21 protein-coding genes are annotated in these 19,870 nt (G+C 58.2%); 9 read left to right on the top strand and 12 right to left on the bottom strand.

From position 1 onward, the window contains the following. The first annotated feature begins 132 nt into the window (after positions 1 to 132). Complete coding sequence (locus ACF8YQ_RS07250) at positions 133 to 630, top strand: Lrp/AsnC family transcriptional regulator (protein WP_011785216.1); 498 nt, start codon at positions 133 to 135, stop codon at positions 628 to 630. Here ACF8YQ_RS07250 and ACF8YQ_RS07245 read toward each other — a convergent pair. Further along, positions 618 to 1,241, bottom strand: a complete 624-nt coding sequence (locus ACF8YQ_RS07245) for a TetR/AcrR family transcriptional regulator (protein WP_396623022.1) — start codon at positions 1,239 to 1,241, stop codon at positions 618 to 620. The two genes, ACF8YQ_RS07250 and ACF8YQ_RS07245, sit on opposite strands and share 13 nt — an antisense overlap. A gap of 126 nt (positions 1,242 to 1,367) precedes the next feature. Between ACF8YQ_RS07245 and ACF8YQ_RS07240 the strand changes: the two genes are divergently transcribed. Further along, positions 1,368 to 3,101 carry a proline--tRNA ligase gene (locus ACF8YQ_RS07240; protein ID WP_023010008.1) on the top strand — a complete coding sequence of 578 codons (1,734 nt, stop codon included), beginning with the start codon at positions 1,368 to 1,370 and terminating at the stop codon, positions 3,099 to 3,101. Between the two features lie 65 nt (positions 3,102 to 3,166). Here ACF8YQ_RS07240 and murB read toward each other — a convergent pair whose 3' ends face one another. From murB to ACF8YQ_RS07195, 9 genes are all read right to left on the bottom strand, one after another. Further along, positions 3,167 to 4,198, bottom strand: a complete 1,032-nt coding sequence (gene murB / locus ACF8YQ_RS07235; RefSeq protein ID WP_396623021.1) for a UDP-N-acetylmuramate dehydrogenase — start codon at positions 4,196 to 4,198, stop codon at positions 3,167 to 3,169. Then, positions 4,195 to 4,674, bottom strand: coding sequence for a low molecular weight protein-tyrosine-phosphatase (locus ACF8YQ_RS07230; protein WP_396623020.1), 480 nt, complete (start codon positions 4,672 to 4,674; stop codon positions 4,195 to 4,197). The genes murB and ACF8YQ_RS07230 overlap by 4 nt, the downstream gene beginning before the upstream one ends. After that, complete coding sequence (gene kdsB, locus ACF8YQ_RS07225) at positions 4,667 to 5,452, bottom strand: 3-deoxy-manno-octulosonate cytidylyltransferase (RefSeq protein WP_023010438.1); 786 nt, start codon at positions 5,450 to 5,452, stop codon at positions 4,667 to 4,669. The genes ACF8YQ_RS07230 and kdsB overlap by 8 nt, the downstream gene beginning before the upstream one ends. A gap of 20 nt (positions 5,453 to 5,472) precedes the next feature. Next, entirely contained in the window at positions 5,473 to 5,661 is a 189-nt protein-coding gene (locus ACF8YQ_RS07220; RefSeq protein WP_011785222.1) for a Trm112 family protein, read from the bottom strand. Next, positions 5,654 to 6,715, bottom strand: a complete 1,062-nt coding sequence (gene lpxK, locus ACF8YQ_RS07215; RefSeq protein WP_396623019.1) for a tetraacyldisaccharide 4'-kinase — start codon at positions 6,713 to 6,715, stop codon at positions 5,654 to 5,656. The genes ACF8YQ_RS07220 and lpxK overlap by 8 nt, the downstream gene beginning before the upstream one ends. Further along, on the bottom strand, positions 6,712 to 8,481 hold the full coding sequence (gene msbA / locus ACF8YQ_RS07210; RefSeq protein WP_023010440.1) for a lipid A export permease/ATP-binding protein MsbA: 1,770 nt from the start codon (positions 8,479 to 8,481) through the stop codon (positions 6,712 to 6,714). The genes lpxK and msbA overlap by 4 nt, the downstream gene beginning before the upstream one ends. After that, the gene (locus ACF8YQ_RS07205) at positions 8,481 to 8,906 is read right to left on the bottom strand and encodes a biopolymer transporter ExbD (protein ID WP_014421240.1); all 426 of its coding nucleotides are present in this window, start codon (positions 8,904 to 8,906) and stop codon (positions 8,481 to 8,483) included. The genes msbA and ACF8YQ_RS07205 overlap by 1 nt, the downstream gene beginning before the upstream one ends. Positions 8,907 to 8,911: 5 nt before the next feature. Continuing rightward, positions 8,912 to 9,538 (bottom strand): MotA/TolQ/ExbB proton channel family protein, encoded by a 627-nt coding sequence (locus ACF8YQ_RS07200; protein ID WP_014421239.1) that lies wholly within the window; start codon positions 9,536 to 9,538, stop codon positions 8,912 to 8,914. A 72-nt stretch (positions 9,539 to 9,610) separates the two neighbouring features. After that, on the bottom strand, positions 9,611 to 11,926 hold the full coding sequence (locus ACF8YQ_RS07195) for a DNA internalization-related competence protein ComEC/Rec2 (RefSeq protein ID WP_396623018.1): 2,316 nt from the start codon (positions 11,924 to 11,926) through the stop codon (positions 9,611 to 9,613). Positions 11,927 to 12,114: 188 nt separating this feature from the next. Between ACF8YQ_RS07195 and ACF8YQ_RS07190 the strand changes: the two genes are divergently transcribed. Further along, positions 12,115 to 12,660: a DUF2062 domain-containing protein gene (locus ACF8YQ_RS07190; protein ID WP_153740030.1), complete on the top strand. Its 546-nt coding sequence runs from the start codon at positions 12,115 to 12,117 to the stop codon at positions 12,658 to 12,660. Here the strand turns inward: ACF8YQ_RS07190 and ACF8YQ_RS07185 are convergent. Together ACF8YQ_RS07185 and ACF8YQ_RS07180 are read right to left on the bottom strand one after the other, a co-directional pair. After that, entirely contained in the window at positions 12,648 to 13,346 is a 699-nt protein-coding gene (locus ACF8YQ_RS07185; RefSeq protein ID WP_022991068.1) for an ABC transporter ATP-binding protein, read from the bottom strand. The genes ACF8YQ_RS07190 and ACF8YQ_RS07185 overlap by 13 nt on opposite strands. Then, positions 13,339 to 14,583, bottom strand: coding sequence for a lipoprotein-releasing ABC transporter permease subunit (locus ACF8YQ_RS07180; protein ID WP_153740031.1), 1,245 nt, complete (start codon positions 14,581 to 14,583; stop codon positions 13,339 to 13,341). Before ACF8YQ_RS07180 ends, ACF8YQ_RS07185 begins: the two co-directional genes overlap by 8 nt. 154 nt (positions 14,584 to 14,737) lie before the next feature. Between ACF8YQ_RS07180 and ACF8YQ_RS07175 the strand changes: the two genes are divergently transcribed. From ACF8YQ_RS07175 to trxB, 6 genes are all read left to right on the top strand, one after another. Beyond that, positions 14,738 to 15,322: a PilZ domain-containing protein gene (locus ACF8YQ_RS07175; protein ID WP_396623017.1), complete on the top strand. Its 585-nt coding sequence runs from the start codon at positions 14,738 to 14,740 to the stop codon at positions 15,320 to 15,322. A gap of 104 nt (positions 15,323 to 15,426) precedes the next feature. After that, complete coding sequence (locus ACF8YQ_RS07170; RefSeq protein WP_222197434.1) at positions 15,427 to 15,732, top strand: hypothetical protein; 306 nt, start codon at positions 15,427 to 15,429, stop codon at positions 15,730 to 15,732. 111 nt (positions 15,733 to 15,843) lie between these two features. After that, positions 15,844 to 16,896: an agmatine/peptidylarginine deiminase gene (locus ACF8YQ_RS07165; RefSeq protein WP_396623016.1), complete on the top strand. Its 1,053-nt coding sequence runs from the start codon at positions 15,844 to 15,846 to the stop codon at positions 16,894 to 16,896. Next, positions 16,893 to 17,816 carry a carbon-nitrogen hydrolase gene (locus ACF8YQ_RS07160; RefSeq protein WP_121206740.1) on the top strand — a complete coding sequence of 308 codons (924 nt, stop codon included), beginning with the start codon at positions 16,893 to 16,895 and terminating at the stop codon, positions 17,814 to 17,816. Before ACF8YQ_RS07165 ends, ACF8YQ_RS07160 begins: the two co-directional genes overlap by 4 nt. Before the next feature lie 7 nt (positions 17,817 to 17,823). Next, positions 17,824 to 18,735, top strand: coding sequence for a MoxR family ATPase (locus ACF8YQ_RS07155; RefSeq protein WP_022991062.1), 912 nt, complete (start codon positions 17,824 to 17,826; stop codon positions 18,733 to 18,735). 174 nt (positions 18,736 to 18,909) lie between these two features. After that, entirely contained in the window at positions 18,910 to 19,863 is a 954-nt protein-coding gene (gene trxB / locus ACF8YQ_RS07150; RefSeq protein ID WP_022991061.1) for a thioredoxin-disulfide reductase, read from the top strand. Positions 19,864 to 19,870: the final 7 nt, after the last annotated feature.

The following is a 19,870-nucleotide window of genomic DNA, read 5'->3' as shown; positions in this document are numbered from 1 at the left end:
CCTTCCGATATCAAACAGTGATTGGAACACACACAGTGTAAAGGCTGGAGCGAGCTATTTGGTTGCCATTTTCTGGCCGCACAACCAGATAATGCCATATAATTTCACAAATCCTTTAATAAGAGACAGAAAATGCCCGATACCGAGAAAACGCTTGTCAAAATCGACAAGCTAGACCGAAAAATCCTCGAACAATTGCAAAAAGACGGCTCACTGACCAATCAGCAACTGGCCGAGAAAGTCGGGCTATCCCCGTCCCCCTGCCTTCGGCGAGTTCGCGCCCTCGAAGAGGCGGGCATTATCGTGCGGACGGTCACCATTCTGGATCACAAAAAACTCGGGCTGTCGCTGACCGCCATTATTCTCATTGGCATGGACCGGCATACACCAGAGCGCTTTGCCGCGTTTGAGGAACAGGTGGGGGAATACCCGGAGGTTCAGGAGTGTTATCTGATCACTGGTCAGAGTGCGGACTACATGCTCAAAGTGGTCGTGCCGGATATGGACCACTACCACCACTTCCTGTTGAACAGGATAACCCGTATTCCCGGTGTTAGCGGTGTTCACTCCAGCTTTGTTCTCCGGCGCGTCATCGACAGCACCGCACTGCCGCTGGGCTATTTGTCCTGAGCCACCAGGTGGTCCAGATAGGCGCGGGCCATGGTTTTCATTTCCTGAACCAACAATACGCCCTGCTCATCCGGCAGGGTGGCCGCCAGCCGAAGAATCGTGCCGGCAGAACGGGGTAACAGCAAACTGGCTGTCCAGCGACGATCTGCCGGCAAATCAGGATACTCCTCCTGCAGACGGGCATCCAGGTCCCGGGCGTTGCTGTAGAGTTCGCGAAGGTCCAGTTGCCTCAGTTCCGGCATGGCTTCCACGCCGCTCCAGATCGCGGAATAGGCGGGCTCGGTGCTGTAGAAGTCGTAAAACAGATCAATCAGGACATCCACCGCATCGCTCAGGCTCAGTTGCGGCAGCTTGGCCCTCAGCACCTGCTCCATCTTCTCAACATGTCGCTCCGCAATAGCATTGACAATCGCCGCTTTATTCGGGAAATAGCGGTAAAGCGATGCCAGAGACATGCCGGACTGCCGGGCGATGGCCGACATACTGGTGCTGTCGACGCCCTGCTCGTGAAAGATTCCGGCGGCATGGTGCAGTATGGTGTTCACCCGTTCCCGGCTGCGGGCCTGAACCGGTCGTCGGCGGGGTGACACATCGATGGATTCGTCAGTCATTATCTGTACCTTGTGATGCAGGCTCCGTACAATAACGCCCACTCTACGACAATGAAAGGCTGTGGCGGGCATCCCGCCTTGCCAATTAGTCTGACTCCCACTTTTCTGATGACAGCGGAAGACACGATGCGAGCGAGCCGTTACCTGATAGCTACCCAGAAAGAGACCCCTTCCGACGCCGAAATTATCAGCCATCAGCTGATGCTGCGGGCGGGCATGATCCGTAAACTGGCCGCCGGCCTTTACACCTGGTTGCCGTTAGGGTTGCGCACCCTGCGTAAGGTGGAGCGAATCGTCCGTGAAGAAATGGACAAGAGCGGCGCCCAGGAAGTTCTGATGCCGGCGGTACAACCCGCCGAACTGTGGCAGGAATCTGGCCGCTGGGAACAGTACGGTGGAGAACTGCTGCGCCTGAACGACCGCCATGGCCGCGATTTCTGCTTCGGCCCCACTCATGAAGAAGTTATCACCGATCTGATCCGGAACGAACTGAAAAGCTACAAAGAGCTGCCGGCCAACTTCTACCAGATCCAGACCAAGTTCCGCGATGAGCGCCGCCCGCGGTTTGGCGTGATGCGCGCCCGCGAGTTCATCATGAAGGATGCCTACTCGTTCCATCTGAACGCGGAATCCCTGGATGAAACCTATAAGGTGATGCACCAGACCTACTGCAACATTTTCGACCGGCTGGGGCTCGACTACCGCCCGGTACAGGCGGACTCCGGTTCCATTGGTGGCAGCTCCTCCCATGAATTCCACGTGCTAGCCTCCTCTGGCGAAGACGCGATCGTATTCAGTACCAGCGGTGACTACGCCGCCAACATCGAAAAAGCCGAAGCGGTAGCACCTGCCGGCGAGCGCCCTGCCCCCGGCGAGGAACTGAAAGAGGTTCATACCCCGGGTCAACGAACCATCGACGCTGTTTCCCAGTTCCTGGGCATGCCGGCTGAGCGCAGTGTGAAAACACTGCTGGTAAAGGCAGAGGCGGATGAGAATGGTGAATCCGGCCTGGTGGCCCTGATTCTGCGCGGCGATCACACCCTGAATGAGATCAAGGCTGAGAACCTTCCCGGCATTGCCGAGCCGCTGACCATGGCAACCGACGAGGAAATTGAAAAAGCCATCGGCTGCAAGCCAGGCTCCATCGGCCCGGTCAAGCTGCCGGTGCCGGTTATCGTGGATCGCAGCGCAGCACACCTGGCAGATTTTGTCTGCGGCGCCAACAAGGATGATTATCACCTGACTGGCGTAAACTGGGAACGCGATGCCGAAATCAGCCGTGTGGAAGATCTTCGCAATGTGGTCGAGGGCGATGCCAGCCCGGATGGGAACGGCACACTGGAGATCCGTCGCGGTATTGAAGTTGGCCACATTTTCAAGCTGGGCAATAAGTACAGCAAGGCCATGAACGCCTCGGTTCTGGATGAACACGGCAAGACTTCGATTATGGAAATGGGCTGCTATGGTATTGGCGTTTCCCGCATCGTCGCGGCGTCCATCGAGCAGAACCACGACGAAAAGGGCATCATCTGGCCAGATGCCATCGCACCGTTCGAGGTAGCCATTGTGACCCTGAATGGTCACAAATCTCCGGTGGTGGCCGAGGCTGGCGACAAACTGTACGAACAGCTTCGCCAGGCTGGCTACGATGTCCTGCTGGACGACCGCAACGAACGCCCGGGTGTGAAATTCGCCGATATGGAGCTGATCGGTATCCCGCACCGCTTCGTGGTCTCAGAACGCGGCCTGAGCGCCGGAACCCTGGAATACAAGGGTCGGCGGGACGAGGAAAAACAGGATATTCCGGTTGATGAGGCTCTGTCGTTCCTGGTGAAGGCGTCGCCCAAAGGCGGCCTGTAACCCTGAATCAAACTCACCGGAAGGCTGTCTTCAGTCTCCCGGTGAGTGAACAGCATCTCCGCAGATCAGGCGTTGCCCACAATCCCCGGTTCCATCTCCAGCTCAACGCCGAATTTCTCAAGCACAGACTGGCGCACGTCATCAGCCAGGGACAGCACATCCCGGCCAGTTCCACCGGAATGATTGATCAGTACCAGCGCCTGGCGGTTGTGAACCCCCACCCGACTGTTGCGAAACCCTTTCCATCCGGCCTGATCAATAAGCCAGGCTGCCGCCAGTTTGACCTGACTATCAGCAGGATAGAACACAACGTCCGGAAACCGGGCCTGAAGCTCCCGGAACTGGGGCAATCCGATTACCGGGTTCTTGAAGAAACTGCCCACGTTCGGCAATACCGCAGGATCCGGCAGTTTGCGATGACGGACAGCCATCACGCCCTCGGCCACCGCCAGGGGGGTTAACTCAGCCTCGTTAACGTCGCCAAAGTAATCCTGAAGATCCCGATAACCAATCTTCAAAGGCGCATTACGGGACAACCGGAGCCGGATTTCAAGGATGATGTAGAGGCCCGGCCGGTGCTTGAACAGGCTGTCGCGATAACCGAATTCGCAGGCGCTTGCAGGCAGGGTTTCAACCTTCAGAGTCTGGCGGTTCAGTACCGTGACACTGTCAAGACAGTCACCCAGCTCGGTGCCATAAGCCCCGATGTTCTGTACCGGGGCGGCACCGGCGGTGCCCGGGATCAACGCCAGGTTCTCGATCCCGCGATAACCGGAACGGGCGGCGTAAAGCACAGCCTCGTGCCAGTTCTCACCGGCTTTCAACACCAGTACCGCGCCGTGATCGTCTACCTGCTCCCAGCTTCGGCCACGCAGTGCCATCCGGATGACCAGGCCGGGATAATCGCCGGCAAACACCAGATTACTGCCACCACCAAGCACCAGAACGGACTTCTCATGGTCATCGGCCCAGCAAAGCGCCTGTTTGAGCTGCGCCGCGCTTTCAACTTCCACCAGGTACCGGGCCATTGCTGGCACAGCCAGGGTATTCAACCCCTGAAGACTGGCCCACTCCTGAATCTCCAGAGCCTGACTCAAGCCAGCCGCCCCCGGATTTCATCCAGGAGACCGGCACTGGCGTCATGAATCAGATCAAGCACGTGCTCAAATCCATCCTCTCCGCCGTAGTAAGGGTCCGGCACCTCGGCCAACCGCGAGTCACCGAAATCCAGAAACAAGCGAGGCTCCGTGCCTCCATTCTGGTGCCAGACCTCACGAACATCCGCAAGATTAGCCCGATCCATCACCAGCACATAATCAAACTGATCCAGATCTTCCGCACGGAACTGACGGGCGCGCAGGTCGCTGATATCGATACCACGGCGCGCCGCGGCGGCAGTTGCCCGTTCGTCCGGGGATTTACCGATATGCCAGCTGCCGGTGCCGCAGGAATCAATACGCAGTCTGTCGAACAGACCTTGTTCCCGGGCGAGGTGGCGAAAAACTCCCTCAGCACTGGGAGAACGACAGATATTGCCCAGGCAGACAAACAAGACACTTACGCGATCAGCCATGGGAACCCCCTTTTTCCATCAGCGCCCGCAGACGGGCCAGATCCTCTTCGGTATCTACCCCCGGAGCCGGTGGCCGGTCCGCCACATCCACATGAATAAGAGCGCCATTATAGAGTGCTCGCAACTGTTCCAGGGATTCCACCCGTTCGGTGGGGGCCGGCAGCCAGGTAACAAACTCACTGAGCACACTGGCACGATAACCATAAATGCCAATGTGCCTGAAATAGCCTATGCCATCCGGAAGGTCCACATCCTGGGTGGCCGCCCCCGCGGGCCAGAAGTCCCTGGCCCAGGGAATCGGAGCCCGACTGAAATAATGAGCCATGCCCCGGGCATCGAACACCACTTTTACAACATTGGGGTTGAACACCTGGCGGGCATCGTGAATCCGCTCGCACAGTGTTGCGATGGCGGCCTCCTGGTACTGTTCAAGGTTATCGGCAACCTGATTAATCAATTCAGGCGGTATCAGAGGCTCGTCCCCCTGAACGTTGACCACGCGATGATCCGGATCCAGCTGCAGCTTCCTTGCCACTTCCTCAAGGCGGTCTGTGCCACTGGCATGATGGGGCGAGGTCATGATGACTTCTGCACCAAAACCAAGACACGCCTCCTCGATACGGGCATCGTCGGTCGCGACCACCACGCGGCTGGCGCGGCTCTCATTCGCCCGCTCGCAGACATGCTGGATCATCGGTTTGCCGGCAATCATGGCCAGAGGTTTGCCGGGCAAACGGCTGGAAGCGTATCGGGCGGGAATGACAACGGTAAATGACATGGTTGCGTCCTGCGGGTGACTCAGTGTTTGTCGAGGCGCTCGTCTGTGCTGAGGGTGCGGGCTTCAACCGCCAGCATAACCGGAATCCCTTCACGAATGGGGAACGCCATGGCATCCTGGTAACAAATCAACTCGGTGCGGGCATCGTTGAGCTTGAGCTCACCCTTGCACACCGGGCAGGCCAACATGGCCAGCAGTTTTTTATCCATGGTTCGATTCCTCGCTGATATCAGGTTGCAACTGGCCAGAGCAGGCTCTGAGCCGTTCCAGAAAATGCTGTTCAAAAGGTTCCGACAACCGGGCCTGAACCGTCAAGACCCAGGCGTTGTCCGGCGCAAAGCCATGGCACTTCACCGCATCCTTGGCCGTCATCACCAACCATTCAAGAGCACCGGACGCCAGGTCTTCGGGGCGAAAATGATGATGGTCGGGAAAGGGAACTTCATTCACGTGGGCGCCAAGGTTCCGGAGGGTTTCGAAAAACCGGCCGGGATTACCAATACCCGCTACTGCCCGTACCGGCTTGCCTTTGAGCTGCTCCGGAGACAGGGTCTCACCGGAGTTCAGGTTCACCAGAGCCGAAGGGATCAGTTCCATGGCATGGATCTCCGGATGATCAACGCCGGCAAAACTCTCTATGGTCTCTCCGGCCTCCGGAAACTCAGCTCCGTTAAGAACGACAAAGTCGACACCGTTCAAGCGTTCAACCGGCTCCCTCAGCGGGCCTACCGGAATGATGGCACCATTTCCGGTACCGCGCCGGGCATCGAATACGGCCAGTTCGATATCCCGGGGCAGGCGGTAGTGTTGCAGGCCATCATCACAGATCAACACATCACCCAGGCCATTCTCCAGCGCCCAACGGGCCCCTCGACAGCGATCCGGGTCCACTACAACGGGGCATCCGGTGGCCCGGGCCAGCATCAGGGGTTCATCACCACAGACACCCGCCGGGGTCCCGTCAGCGACCAGCAAGGGGTACTGAGAGCTTTTACCACCGTAGCCACGACTGAGAATCACCGGTTTCCAGCCGTGTTGATTCATGCACTGAACCAGGCTGGCAGTGAGAGGTGACTTGCCGGTGCCACCAGCGGTGATGTTGCCAACCACCACAACCGGAACCGGCAGCAATTCGTTTCGCGCATGCCAGGCCTTTCGGCGCCTGGACTCAGACACCGCCCGATACAACCAGGCCAGCGGTGTGAGCAGGGCAAGAGGTCTGCCCTGCCCGTACCAAAGCCGGTCAACCAGGCTGGTACTCATGCGTGCTCGCTGAACTGAATCTGATGCAGTTGGGCGTAGGCACCCCCCGCAGCAAGCAGCTCACCATGACTGCCGGATTCAACAATGCGGCCATTGTCCATAACCAGGATTCGGTCGGCCTTCTCAATGGTGGATAGCCTGTGTGCGATCACCAGTGTGGTACGGCCCTGCATAACCGTTTCCAGCGCTTCCTGAATATGGCGTTCGGATTCCGTATCCAGCGCCGATGTCGCCTCATCCAGAATGAGAATTGGGGCGTCCTTGAGGATGGCCCGCGCAATCGCAAGACGCTGGCGCTGGCCACCGGAAAGCATCACACCATTGTCGCCAATCATGGTGTCGAGCCCTTCCGGCATGCGGTTGATAAACTCGAGCGCGTGGGCCTTTTCAGCCGCTTCCATAATTTCTTCCCGGCTGCAGTCGCGCAGGGAACCGTAGGCAATGTTGGCGGCGATGGTGTCGTTGAACAGCACCACGTTCTGGTTCACCAGAGCAATCTGGGCACGCAGGGACTGAAGCGAAAACTCCTTCAGTTCATGGTCATCAATGCGGATAGCTCCCCCGGTGTACTCGTAGAAACGGGGTAACAGGCTGACCATGGTCGACTTACCACTGCCTGACCGGCCCACCAGTGCGACACTCTGGCCGGCTGGAATATCGATGGTTATCCCTTCAAGCACATTGTCGAGCTGATCCCGGTATCGGAAAGACACCTGGTCAAATGTGATGTCGCCTTTGACCCGCTGCGGGTTGTAGGAGCCCTGGTCCTCTTCCGGCTTTTCATCCATGGTCTCGAACACATCAAACGCAGCCGCCACACCCTTCTGAATCTTGGCGTGCACGGAAGTGACCTGGCGAATGGGCTTGGCCATCGTCGTCGCCGCGGTAATGAACGCAATCAGCTGACCAGTCGACATCTCACCCCGAATCTCCGGCGCAAGCATGGTCCACACCAGCGCGGCGATAGCAAAAGCCACCAGCACCTGAATGACCGGGACACTGATCGCCTGAGTAGAAGCCATTTTCAGGCTCTGTTTCAGGTTACGGGCACTGACCTCACGAAACCGCTCCCGTTCATAATCTTCGCCTCCGAAGGTGCGCACCACCCGGTATCCGGTGATCGACTCGGAGGCCACATGGGTGATATCGCCCATGGAACCCTGAATACGCTTGCTGATTCGACGAAACCGTTTGCTGGCATAATTCACGACCAGACCAATGACCGGACCGGCCGTAAGAAAAATCAGGGTCAACTTCCAGTTGGTGTAAAGCATGAAGCCGAGCAGACCCACTATGGTCAGCCCTTCGCGAAGGGTGATAGTCACCGCATTGGTCGCAGCATCCGCGACCTGCTCAACGTTAAAGGTGAGCTTCGAGACCAGACGCCCGGATGCGTTTTCATCATAGTATCGTGACGGTAAAGACATCAGGCGATCAAACACATCGTTGCGTAAGGCGTTGATCACGTTGCGCCCGACGTAGCTGATAAAATACTGGCTGAAAAACGTACCAACGCCTCTGAAGGCAAAAACACCCACGATCAGCCCGGTCAGCAACATCCGGTTCTGGTCGGACGGATTCTCGATCGCCGTGATCACATATTCCATCGCCGCGGCCATCCCGGTGGATGCAGCGGCGTAAATGATGTTTCCGAACACGGCGAGGGAGAACGCAAACCAGAAAGGCTTGACGTACTTGAGCAGGCGTTTGTAGGTGGTCCAGCTACCGGCAGGTGGCGTCTTGAGCGGCTCCGGCCTTGTCTGCATCACTGGCTTTCAGCCTCCCGCTCTGTGGTTATGCTCAGCTTGGCAAACCCCAGGCGACCGGCAACATCCATGGCCCGCACCACAAATTCATGGGGGGTTTGGGCGTCTGCAGTGATGATGAACGGCAGGCTGTTGTCGCCTTCGGCCAGCTCACTGACGCCACGCTCGAGGGTTTCCCGGCGATTGTTAACCAGTGGTCGGTCGTTCAGAAAGTACTGGCCCTCGGCATTGATCACCACATCAATCTGCCGGACCTCAGACGGAGCTGCCGGCTCTGCACTGGCTTCCGGAAGCTCCACCTGCAGATGACTCTCCCGAGTAAATGTGGTCGACACCATGAAGAAAATCAGCAGCAGGAACACCACATCAATCAGTGGCGTCAGATCTACCCCGACTTCCTGGCTTCGTTGGCGCTTGAACTTCACGGCGTTCAGGCTCCTTCAACGTCGATTTCGCGGTCTCCGTGGACCACTTCCACCAGTTTGATGGCTTCCTGCTCCATGTTGACCACCAATTCGTCTACGCGACGGATGAAATAGCGGTGACAGATCAGAGCAGGAATGGCGACACTCAGGCCAGCCGCAGTGGTGATCAATGCCTCGGAAATGCCTCCGGCCAGGTTGCCGGCATTGCCGACGCCGGCCAACTGGATTTCGGCAAACACTTTGATCATGCCGATAACGGTACCCAAAAGGCCCAACAGTGGCGTGATGGTGGCGATAGTGCCCAGGGGATTCAGAAAACGCTCCAGCTCGTGGATAACCTGGCTGGCCTCGTGTTCGATGCTTTCCTTCATGATCTCGCGACCATGTTTGGCGTTGATCAGGCCGCCGGCGAGAATCCGGCCAAGTGGCGAAGATGCCTGCAAGGCTTTCAGCTTGCGACCGTTAAGCTCTTTTTTCTTGATCCAGCGCCAGAGTTCGTTAATAGACTGCGGGGGCGCGACCCGAGAGGCCCGCAAGGTCCAGATTCGTTCCAGAATGATGGCAAGTGCCAGGATGGAACAGGCAACAATGGGCACCATCAGGATGCCACCGGCTTTCAACAGCTCGAACACGCTTGATCTCCCTGATTAGTTACAAGCCGCGCTACTTTAGCATAGCTGCCGGTGCAGGCCACACCCGGATTGTCACGGTATTTTACATTCACTCCTGGCAAGCCCCGGAGACGCTATCCAGAAAGGCTGTGTCTGCCAGAGTTCACTTATAAGCAGGCCTGAATCTGCGAACCTGAGTGTGATCTGGCCGGAGCAGGCCGTGTTCAACGGCACTGCACCACTGGCGCGGTACCGACCGGTTACTTCCGGATGCGGATGCCCGAAATGGTGCCGGTAGCCCGCTGTGTAGATCACCTGATCCGGCGCCACCGCCTGTACCCAGCGTGTTGAAGATGAAGTTTTGCTGCCATGGTGTGGCGCCAGCACCACCCGCTGCGCAACGCGGTTCTCAAGCCACTCTGGGCCGCCGCCACCGAGCATCAGTTGCTCAACCTTCCGGCTGATGTCCCCGGTCAATACGAAGTCGCTGTTGCTGGGCGGGTGGTAAACGCGTATCACGCACGAAGCGTCATTCCCGTCCGCAGGCAACGGATTTTGCCACAGCGACATCACCAGACCCGGCCACCGGATATTCCCCGGGCGACAACCTTCCACCGTCACCGGCACGCGCCCAGCAATAAGAGCAGGCTCTCCGGAAATCACCCTTTTGATCGCGAAGTGCTCAGACAACGTCTCGAGACCGCCGGCGTGGTCATTATCAGCATGGCTCAAGACCAGCAGATCAATAACCTCGACGTCCATTGCCCGAAGATTCGGCACCAGCACCGAATCGGCGGCGGAGTAGACGCCCGCAACTTCCGGCCCGGTGTCATACACCATCACCCGGCCACCGGCGCGAACCACAACCGACAGCCCCTGCCCCACATCCATCACACGGACTTCAGGTGCCCGTGCCACGGAATTGTCTATTCCTGCACCTGACCAGGGAACACTGAGCAACAGGAAGGTAACGCCCAGCAATGCCCGCCATCGCCAGTCCCTCCAGCGAATCCCCCAAAGCGCCAGCAACGCCAAACCCGCTGCCAATGGCATCGGCAGAGGCTGCATCTGTCCTGCCGGGAACCGGGCCACCAGCTCAAGCCACCACCATAGCGCCCCCAGGACAAGGTCAAACCCGGCCGACACCCAGGGCAGGAGCCACCCCCCGGAAAGAAGGGCGATGATGGACCCCAGGAACAGTACCGGCATGACGGCAAACGACACCCAGGGCACCGCCAATAGATTGGCCGCGAAGCCTGCAAGAGGTTGGCCCTGATGCACCAGCATCAACATTGGCCACAACCCGACAAAGACCGCCAACTGGGCTATCAACAAAGCCGATAACCAACCCGACGAACCCAGACGCCCTGAAAATACCGCCAGCAGCACCCCGACAGCGCCAAAAGACAACCAGAAACCCTGGTCCAGAGGCGCAAACGGATCCATCAGAAGCACCACTGCCAGAGCCAGCACAAAGGGCCGCCAGCCGCTCTGTTGTCTTGCCTTCAGCAGATACCAGCCGCCGGCAACCACCATCACCAGGGCCCGCCGGGTTGGTACGGTAAAACCGGCCAACAGCGAATAGACAAGGCAGCTGAGCACAACCACCAGAAAAACCAGAGAACGCCGGCCCTGCTCACTCAGACAACCAACCGGCAGCAACAGCAAGCCCCAGCGCGCCAACAGACCAACTCCGACCGCCACCAGACCCAGATGCAAACCAGAAATAGCCACCAGATGAATGGTGCCGGTCGACTTGAGTACCTGCCAGTGATGATCTTCCAGAGAACCCCGGTTACCCATTAGCAGAGACGCAATCAGGGGGTAGTATTCCGCTTCACCAAACCAATGCTGCAACTTCTTTGATGCTCGCCAGTGCCAGGCGTGGTACTGACATTGCAGTGCGCATACCAGCTCCGGTGCAGCAGATACCCGTTTGACGGAACCGGTCGCCCGATAACCGTGGCGGAACAACCAGTCTTCGTAGCGAAACCCTACTGGATTGAGGTTACCGTGAGGTCGCTTGAGAGAGACCTCCAGTGTCAGGCGATGGTCGGGTAGCCTGCGCCCCTCCCTGCCGTACCAGGATAGTCGGAGGACGCGGGGCAAGTTGTCATCTACCGACACGCCAGGTGTCTGCCAGTTCAAGACACAGAATCCGAATCTCAGACTGTCAAAGCTTCCCGGCGTCGGCAAATCACAGAGATAGCCGGAAACCACAATGCGCTTGGCTTCCCACTCCGAAGGCAGGCGTTCGGCCAGTCTCATATCGGCATTCCAGCCGGCCCAGACCAGCCCCAGCATCGCAGCAACCACCACGGGGCCGAGCCTCTGTATGCACTGGCATCGACAGGCCACAGCCAGCAACATTAACCCAACGAGCACAAACAGCCATGGATATGGTGGCAAGGTTGCGAGCCGATACAGTAAGATAACGCCGCAAGAGAAGGCGAGAATGCTGGCGAGTCCAACACCGAGCCTGCTGACCCGGTTGGAAACTGGGTTTTCGGACAATCCTTGTCCTCCGATTTTCGATAGCGCTGGCAGCCTCTGGGTGCCAGTGATTACTCAAAGCCAGGAAACAGGCCGAACTTCCTATGCCGAAGAAGTTCATGAAACGGTATTTGCCCACCCCTGAAAAGGTGCAGTCGATGCAATCGCTGCGTTTTCTGGGCGATATCCTCCATGAACCCAACCTGTGGCACATCAACCGGCACTGTGTTGCCAGGGCCTTCCTGGTGGGCGTCTGGTTCTGTTTTATTCCGATGCCTTTCCAGATGCTGGCAGCCGCATTCTGCGCCATCTGGTTTAACGCCAACCTGCCTCTATCCGTGGTTCTGGTCTGGATCAGCAATCCGCTGACCATGCCCCCGATGTTCTACTTCAATTACAAGGTGGGGGCCTGGATACTCAATCGGCCGGTTCTGGCGTTCGAATTCGAGCTTTCCTGGGACTGGATCAGCCACCGGTTGATCGATATCGGCGTGCCGTTGTACCTGGGTTCCCTGGTTCTGGCCACGGTGACCGCCTGCGTCGCCTACCTGATCATCCAGTATCTCTGGCGCCGCAAGATCCGCACTGAATGGCAATTACGGCGTCGCCAGCGCATCAAGCGAACGCCCGCGAGCAATCAGGCCTCCTGAACCAATCGCCCCTGCTCCAGTCGCAGTACCCTTCCCAGGCTCCGGGCCATGGTCATATCGTGGGTAACCATGATAAATGACGTCCCGGAATTATCACGCAGGTCGCCGATCAGGGCACGAATACCCTCCCCTGTGTGCTCATCCAGATTGCCGGTAGGCTCATCCATCAACACACACTCCGGGCTGTTAACCAACGCCCTGGCGATCGCTACCCGCTGACGCTCACCACCGGACAACTCGCCGGGTTTGTGCCTGAGCCGCTCACCCAGACCCACCCGTTGCAGCAGTTGCTCCGCCTTCGGGCGGGCCTGCCTGGGTGGCATGCCACCAAGCGCGCAGGGCAACATGACATTCTCAAGTGCGGTAAATTCCGGCAGCAGATGATGGAACTGATACACAAATCCCAGGTGCTGATTCCGGAACCGCGCCCGGCCTGCTTCAGATAGCTGATGAATATCCTTGCCACAGATCCGTATATGGCCTGAGGAAGGGCGATCCAAACCGCCCAGAAGGTTCAGCAAGGTGGTTTTCCCTGCCCCGCTACTGCCCACAATGGCAACCGTCTCGCCGGCCTTAACCTGAAGTGAGATGTCCGAGAAAATCGTCAGTGTTTCCGGCCCTTCACTGTAGGTGCGGGTAACCTTCTGACAATCAATCACCAGAGATGTCGTCTGCCCGTCACTCATAACGCAATGCCTCCGCCGGTTCGACCCGCGACGCACGCCAGGCCGGATAGATAGTTGCCAGCAGGCTCATGGCAAGGCCCGCACCGCTGATAATCAGTACATCCTGCAACTGGAGCTGCGACGGCAGGTAGCTGATGAAATAGACATCAGCGCTGAGAAACTGATGCCCCAGTGCCGATTCAAGCCACGAGATAAAGCCACTGATGTTCAGGGCGCCGAAAATCCCCAATGCAGTACCTGTGAGCGTGCCAAACACACCAATCACGGCACCCTGGATGATAAAGATCCTCATAATGCGCCCGGGCGTGGCGCCCATGGTTCGCAGGATGGCGATATCAGCGGTCTTGTCGGTCACCACCATGACCAGCGTTGACACAATGTTGAAGGCCGCCACAGCGACAATGAACATCAACAGCAACCCGATCATGGTTTTTTCCATGCGGATTGCCTGAAACAGGTTGCCGTGGGTGCGGGTCCAGTCCGATACGTAATAGCGGCCTCCCAGGGTCCGGGCAACCTCATTGACAACTTTGGGCGCCGCAAACAGGTCATCCATTAAAAGCCGGATACCCTCCGCGCGGCCACCGGTACGCATCAAACGCGCCGCATCATCCATATGAATCAGCGCGTAGTTCCCATCAAGCTCAGCACCAACGCTGAAAATACCCTTGACGGTAAAGCGCTTGAGCCTGGGCAACACGCCGGCCGGCGTTACCGAGGCTTCCGGTAATACCACCGTGAGTTTATCGCCTACCCCCAGTCGAAGGCTGTTTGCCATCAACCGGCCAATGATGATTCCGAATTCCCCGGACCGAAGTTCCTCAAGGCTGCCTTCGATAAAATGGTTCTCGATAATCGAAACGCTGGCCTCCTGCTCCGGCAGGACACCGTTGAGCATAACGCCCCGGACGTTGCCACCGCCGGTCACCATGCCTTGACCCTGAATGAAAGGCGCAGCCGCCAGCACCCGGGGGTAGGCTTCTACTCTCTGGTCAATCTCCTGCCAGTTCTCGAGGGGGCCGGAGGCACCCTGGATCGTGGCATGGGGCACCATCCCCAGAATGCGCTGTTTGAGTTCGCGATCGAACCCGTTCATGACCGAGAGCACGATGATCAGTACCGCAACGCCCAGCATCAGGCCAATCATTGAGGTCAGGGAGATAAAGGAGATGAAGTGATTGCGTCGTTTGGCGGCGGTGTATCGCAGCCCAATATAAAACGATAAGGGTCTGAACATGTAGGGGTGCCTGTCGCTACCTTGCGGTCCGTCGATTATTGATTCCCTGCCGGCCTCGATCATTACCTGGCCCGGAGATTTGCCAGGCCTCTTACCCGCCGTCGGGAAACTGCTAAACTGTTCTATCATCAATAAAAACCCGTCCGGAGACAGGATGCCAAGCCAGAATAAAACGCCACCGAGCGGAGACAGCCAACGGGAGCGCCGGGAGTTCTTCCGGATAGACGACCGTATCGGGCTTGAGGTACGCCGCCTGGACGACGCCCATCCCGGCGACGACCCGTTCAACAACTCACCACTGGAAGCCCTGAAAACCGAGTTCCGGAGGCTGGACCAGGACGTACGTGCACACCTGGCGAGCCTGGCTGAGCGCGACCGCCTGCTGGCCGGGCTGGTGAAATCCCTGAACAGCAAGGTCGATACGCTGGCGCGCATTATCGCCTTTGAGCAAAATCCGTTGCAACCGGAGGACTGGCAGGATGTGACCCTGAGTGAGGGCGGGCTCTCATTCAGTTGGCCCACAGCAGCCTTTGGCGCCGGGGACCGACTGGCCGTTCGAATGACCTTACCACCAGAGTTGTACCAGCCCAGAGCGATTGCCGAAGTGCTCGACATCGAGCAGGACAACCAAGGCGAGACACGGGTTCACACGCTGTTTGTCGAATTGGATGACAGCGACCGCCAGCAAATTGCCCGCCATGTGATGCGTTGGCAGATTCGACAACGACAAAAAGAGTAAGATGCTGAAAAAGTGCTGACTTTTGCTAAACTTTTCGGGATATTACGTTTTATTCATCTGCCGCAGACCGTGCGCAGTAATCAGGCATTATTGGAGAATCCTCTATGACAAACTACCGCAACGTGATGGCTGCTGCCGTTCTGGCTACCGCTGTATTCGCCGGTTCAGCGACACTGGCCCATGCCGAGGAACTGAGAGTTCCTGTGGGCAGCCAGGCCGACAGGAGCCAGATCAGCCTGCCCGCGAACGGCATGAGCGAGGATTCCGTACGTAATCGCTGGGGCGCGCCCCAGGACATCAAAGGCCCGGTCGGGGCACCGCCCATCAGTCAGTGGCATTATCAGAATTTTGTCGTCTATTTCGAAGGCAACCGCGTAATACATGCCGTGGTAAAGCAACACAAAGACTGACCGTCACCCGCATCATCACACAGGAAGAGCATCTGACCAGGGAATGACAATGCACTGGCTGCATTGCTCAGATAGAATGGCGGCTTTTGCAAAACCAAGGTGACTTATACAGTGACTTCCAGACGTACGTTGCCTGCGGAGTGGGCTCCCCAAAGCGCAGTCATGTTGACGTGGCCTCATCCCGGAACCGACTGGGCGAGGCGAATGGCCGACGTAGAGCCCGTGTTCGAGGCCATTGCCAAAGCGGTCCTCCGTTTTGAACATCTGGTGATCAGCTGCGAATTCGTGGCACGTCTCCAGCAACTTGGCCAACAACTGAATGCTCATGCCGAAGCCAACGGGTTACCCGGCCGCGTGATCACCGTGCCCGCCCCGGCCAACGACACCTGGGCCAGGGACCACGGCCCCATCACCGTGGATACCGCCGACGGCCCCACACTGCTGGACTTCCGGTTCAATGCCTGGGGAGACAAATTTCCCTGGGAAAAAGACGATGCCCTCAACCGGCACCTGGCGAACGCGGGCGTTTTCGGCAAACACCCACTGCAGCCAGTAGATTTTGTCCTGGAAGGCGGCTCTATAGAATCCGATGGCGCCGGCACCTTGCTCACTACCAGCGAGTGCCTGCTGACTCCGTCCAGAAACCCATCCATGGATCGGACGGCTATCGAGCAATTGCTGGAGGAGGTTCTCGGGGTCGATCGTATTCTCTGGCTCAACCACGGATATCTGGCGGGCGACGATACCGACAGCCACATCGATACCCTGGCACGGTTCTGCGCGCCTGATCATATCTGCTATGTGACCTGCCCGGATGTTGCGGACGAGCACTACAGCGCCCTGGCGGCGATGGAAGAAGAATTGCAGGAATTCCGTCAGGCCGACGGCACCCCCTATCGCCTGACGCCCCTGCCCTGGCCCGACCCGATTTACGATGAGGACGGCGAACGGTTGCCAGCCACCTACGCCAACTTCCTGATCATCAACGGCGCAGTTCTGCTGCCAGTCTACGATGTGCCGCAGGACGAAGAAGCCGTCCGCATCATGACGGGCATCTTCCCAGACCGGGAGATTATTCCGATTGACTGCCGCCCGCTTATTTACCAACACGGCAGTCTGCACTGCGTAACCATGCAAATTCCTGCGGGGGTGGTAACGGTATGACCAGCACGAACACCAGCTCCAACCTGAAGGTCGCCGCCATTCAGCAAACCTGCAGTCCCGACAAGAACCAGAGTCTCGCGACATCCGAACGCCTGATACGGCAGGCTGCGGCGGATGGCGCGCAGTTGATTGTCCTGCAGGAGCTGCACGCCACCCAGTATTTCTGCCAGACCGAAGACACCGCCATTTTTGAGCTTGCCGAGCCCATTCCCGGGCCCACCAGCAACTATCTGTCTGGTCTCGCAAAAGAATTAGGCGTTGTGCTTGTGGGTTCTATTTTTGAAAGGCGCATGAATGGCGTTTACCACAACACATCTGTGGTGTTCGACACCGATGGCAGCCTGGCCGGGCTGTACCGGAAAATGCACATCCCGGACGACCCGGGCTTTTATGAGAAATTCTACTTTACCCCCGGCGATGCCACGTTCAACGATGGTCGCAGTGGGTTTACACCTATCCAGACGTCGGTTGGCAAACTGGGCGTGCTGGTGTGCTGGGACCAGTGGTACCCGGAAGCGGCCCGGCTGATGGCACTGGCCGGCGCGGAAATACTGATCTACCCGACCGCCATTGGCTGGGATGTGACCGACGATCCAGACGAACAGGCCCGGCAACTGGACGCCTGGGTGACCGTTCAGCGTGGCCATGCGGTAGCCAACAACCTTCCGGTTATCGCCCCGAATCGCGTTGGGACCGAGCCAGATCCTTCCGGCCAAAGCGATGGCATCCGGTTCTGGGGGAACAGTTTCATCTGTGGCCCTCAGGGCGAGTTTCTGGCCCGCGGCAACGAGACTGACGAGTGTATCCTGTCGGTAACCCTGAACCGCCAGCGCACCGAATCCATCCGGAGAATCTGGCCGTACCTCAGGGACAGGCGCATCGATGCCTACGGCGACATTCTGAAACGGGTAAGGGACTGAAACCGGCATGAAACAGAAAATGGACACGGTCGTCAGCGCCCTTAACAAGGTACTGCTGGGCAAGGAGAATCAGGTTCGTCTGGCGCTCTGCGGCCTGCTTGCCCGCGGCCACCTGTTGATTGAAGATATTCCGGGCATGGGCAAGACCACCCTCTCCCATGCGCTGGCAAAAATCATGGGGTTAAGCTATCAGCGAATCCAGTTCACCAATGACCTGCTGCCTGCAGACGTCCTCGGCTACTCCATGTATGACAAGCAGGCCGGCGGGCTCGTGTTTCACCCCGGCCCCATCTTCGCCCAGGTGGTTCTGGCAGACGAAATCAACCGCGCGTCACCGCGCACCCAAAGCGCCCTGCTGGAAGCCATGGAAGAAAGGCAGGTATCCATTGAGGGGGAAACCCGACCACTACCTACCCCGTTCTTTGTGATCGCAACCCAGAACCCCATAGAGCAAGGCGGCACCTTTCCCCTGCCTGAATCCCAGCTTGACCGGTTTCTGATGCGCCTTCGGTTGGGCTACCCCGACCCGAAAGCGGAACGGGAGTTGCTGGAGGGCGAAGACCGCAAACACCTTACCGATCGTTTGCAGGCCATACTCCCGCACGATGAGCTGGTGGCCTTGCAGCAGGCCGTGGAAAAGGTATCCGCCAGCCCGGCTTTGCTGGATTACCTGCAACGCCTACTCGAGCAGAGCCGGCGCATGCCCGGATTGCTTTACGGCTTGTCCCCGAGGGCGGGCCTCGGCCTGCTGCGAGCCGCCAAAGCATGGGCACTGATGGAAGGTCGTAATCACGTACTGCCCGACGACGTGCAGGCCGTCTTCCCCGCCGTAGCCGAGCACCGGCTGGAACAGGGAGAATCCGGTAAAGCCCGGGAGCGGGTGCGCCAGCTGTTAACGACCGTATCGGTGCTTGAATAATCCGGGTCTGACCACATAGCAAGGTTTTATAAGCCGCATTGGCGTAAACAAATGGCAGTCCGGTCATTTCATGTTAGCCTTTTGCCAGTTTTCAGATGAGCGGTTCCTGTTCTGCCCTCGGCACGGACAGAGGAGAGCCGTCGAATACGCATACTTCATTCCAGTGAGACACAGATGAGCGAAACCCGACATTCCCGACTGATCATTCTTGGCTCCGGCCCGGCCGGCTACACCGCTGCAGTCTATGCCGCGCGCGCCAACCTGAACCCGACCCTGATCACCGGTATCGAAGTTGGCGGCCAGCTAACCACCACCACTGACGTAGACAACTGGCCGGGCGACAATGACGGCGTTCAGGGCCCCGAGCTCATGCAGCGCATGCAGAAGCACGCCGAGCGTTTTGAAACCAGCATCGTGTACGACACCATCAACGAAGCTGACCTGAACAACCGCCCGTTCCGGCTCAAAGGCGACAACGGCGAATACACCTGCGACGCTCTGATCATTGCCACTGGCGCCTCTGCCATGTATCTGGGGCTTGAGTCGGAAGAGAAGTTCAAGGGTCAGGGCGTGTCGGCCTGCGCCACCTGTGACGGCTTCTTCTACCGCAAGCAGAAAGTCGCGGTTATCGGCGGCGGCAATACCGCTGTGGAAGAGGCGCTGTATCTCTCGAACATCGCTGATGAAGTCACCCTGGTTCATCGCCGTGACAAGCTTCGGGCCGAGAAGATCCTTCAGGACAAACTCTTCGAGAAAGCAGAAAACGGCAACGTCAACATCATCTGGGATCACACCCTGGACGAAGTGCTCGGCGATGGCACCGGTGTTACCGGCATGCGCATCCGGAACACCAAAGATGGCAGCACCCAGGATCTGGAGCTGGCCGGCGTATTCATCGCAATCGGCCACAAGCCGAATACCAGCCTGTTTGAAGGGCAACTGGATATGGCTAACGGCTACATCCGGATTCGCTCCGGCCTGGACGGCATGGCCACCCAGACCAGCATTCCAGGCGTGTTCGCGGCTGGCGACGTAGCCGATCACGTCTATCGGCAGGCTGTGACGTCCGCCGGGTTTGGTTGCATGGCTGCGCTCGACGCCGAAAAGTTTCTTGATCAACAAGGCTAACTGCTCA

This window comes from Marinobacter sp. W-8 (assembly GCF_044342215.1).
Taxonomy (GTDB): domain Bacteria; phylum Pseudomonadota; class Gammaproteobacteria; order Pseudomonadales; family Oleiphilaceae; genus Marinobacter; species Marinobacter nauticus.
Note: the sequence above shows the minus strand (reverse complement) of the source record. Positions and strands in the feature narration are given on the sequence as shown.

What these genes read in the sequence shown, in the direction of transcription:
- ACF8YQ_RS07160 (WP_121206740.1), top strand. Translation starts at nt 16,893, where the DNA reads ATGACCAGCACGAACACCAGCTCCAACCTGAAGGTCGCCGCCATTCAG.
- kdsB (WP_023010438.1), bottom strand. Translation starts at nt 5,452, where the DNA reads ATGTCATTTACCGTTGTCATTCCCGCCCGATACGCTTCCAGCCGTTTG.
- lpxK (WP_396623019.1), bottom strand. Translation starts at nt 6,715, where the DNA reads ATGAGTACCAGCCTGGTTGACCGGCTTTGGTACGGGCAGGGCAGACCT.
- msbA (WP_023010440.1), bottom strand. Translation starts at nt 8,481, where the DNA reads ATGCAGACAAGGCCGGAGCCGCTCAAGACGCCACCTGCCGGTAGCTGG.
- ACF8YQ_RS07175 (WP_396623017.1), top strand. Translation starts at nt 14,738, where the DNA reads ATGCCAAGCCAGAATAAAACGCCACCGAGCGGAGACAGCCAACGGGAG.
- ACF8YQ_RS07190 (WP_153740030.1), top strand. Translation starts at nt 12,115, where the DNA reads ATGCCGAAGAAGTTCATGAAACGGTATTTGCCCACCCCTGAAAAGGTG.
- ACF8YQ_RS07170 (WP_222197434.1), top strand. Translation starts at nt 15,427, where the DNA reads ATGACAAACTACCGCAACGTGATGGCTGCTGCCGTTCTGGCTACCGCT.
- ACF8YQ_RS07245 (WP_396623022.1), bottom strand. Translation starts at nt 1,241, where the DNA reads ATGACTGACGAATCCATCGATGTGTCACCCCGCCGACGACCGGTTCAG.
- ACF8YQ_RS07230 (WP_396623020.1), bottom strand. Translation starts at nt 4,674, where the DNA reads ATGGCTGATCGCGTAAGTGTCTTGTTTGTCTGCCTGGGCAATATCTGT.
- ACF8YQ_RS07185 (WP_022991068.1), bottom strand. Translation starts at nt 13,346, where the DNA reads ATGAGTGACGGGCAGACGACATCTCTGGTGATTGATTGTCAGAAGGTT.
- ACF8YQ_RS07220 (WP_011785222.1), bottom strand. Translation starts at nt 5,661, where the DNA reads ATGGATAAAAAACTGCTGGCCATGTTGGCCTGCCCGGTGTGCAAGGGT.
- ACF8YQ_RS07180 (WP_153740031.1), bottom strand. Translation starts at nt 14,583, where the DNA reads ATGTTCAGACCCTTATCGTTTTATATTGGGCTGCGATACACCGCCGCC.
- ACF8YQ_RS07240 (WP_023010008.1), top strand. Translation starts at nt 1,368, where the DNA reads ATGCGAGCGAGCCGTTACCTGATAGCTACCCAGAAAGAGACCCCTTCC.
- trxB (WP_022991061.1), top strand. Translation starts at nt 18,910, where the DNA reads ATGAGCGAAACCCGACATTCCCGACTGATCATTCTTGGCTCCGGCCCG.
- ACF8YQ_RS07250 (WP_011785216.1), top strand. Translation starts at nt 133, where the DNA reads ATGCCCGATACCGAGAAAACGCTTGTCAAAATCGACAAGCTAGACCGA.
- ACF8YQ_RS07155 (WP_022991062.1), top strand. Translation starts at nt 17,824, where the DNA reads ATGAAACAGAAAATGGACACGGTCGTCAGCGCCCTTAACAAGGTACTG.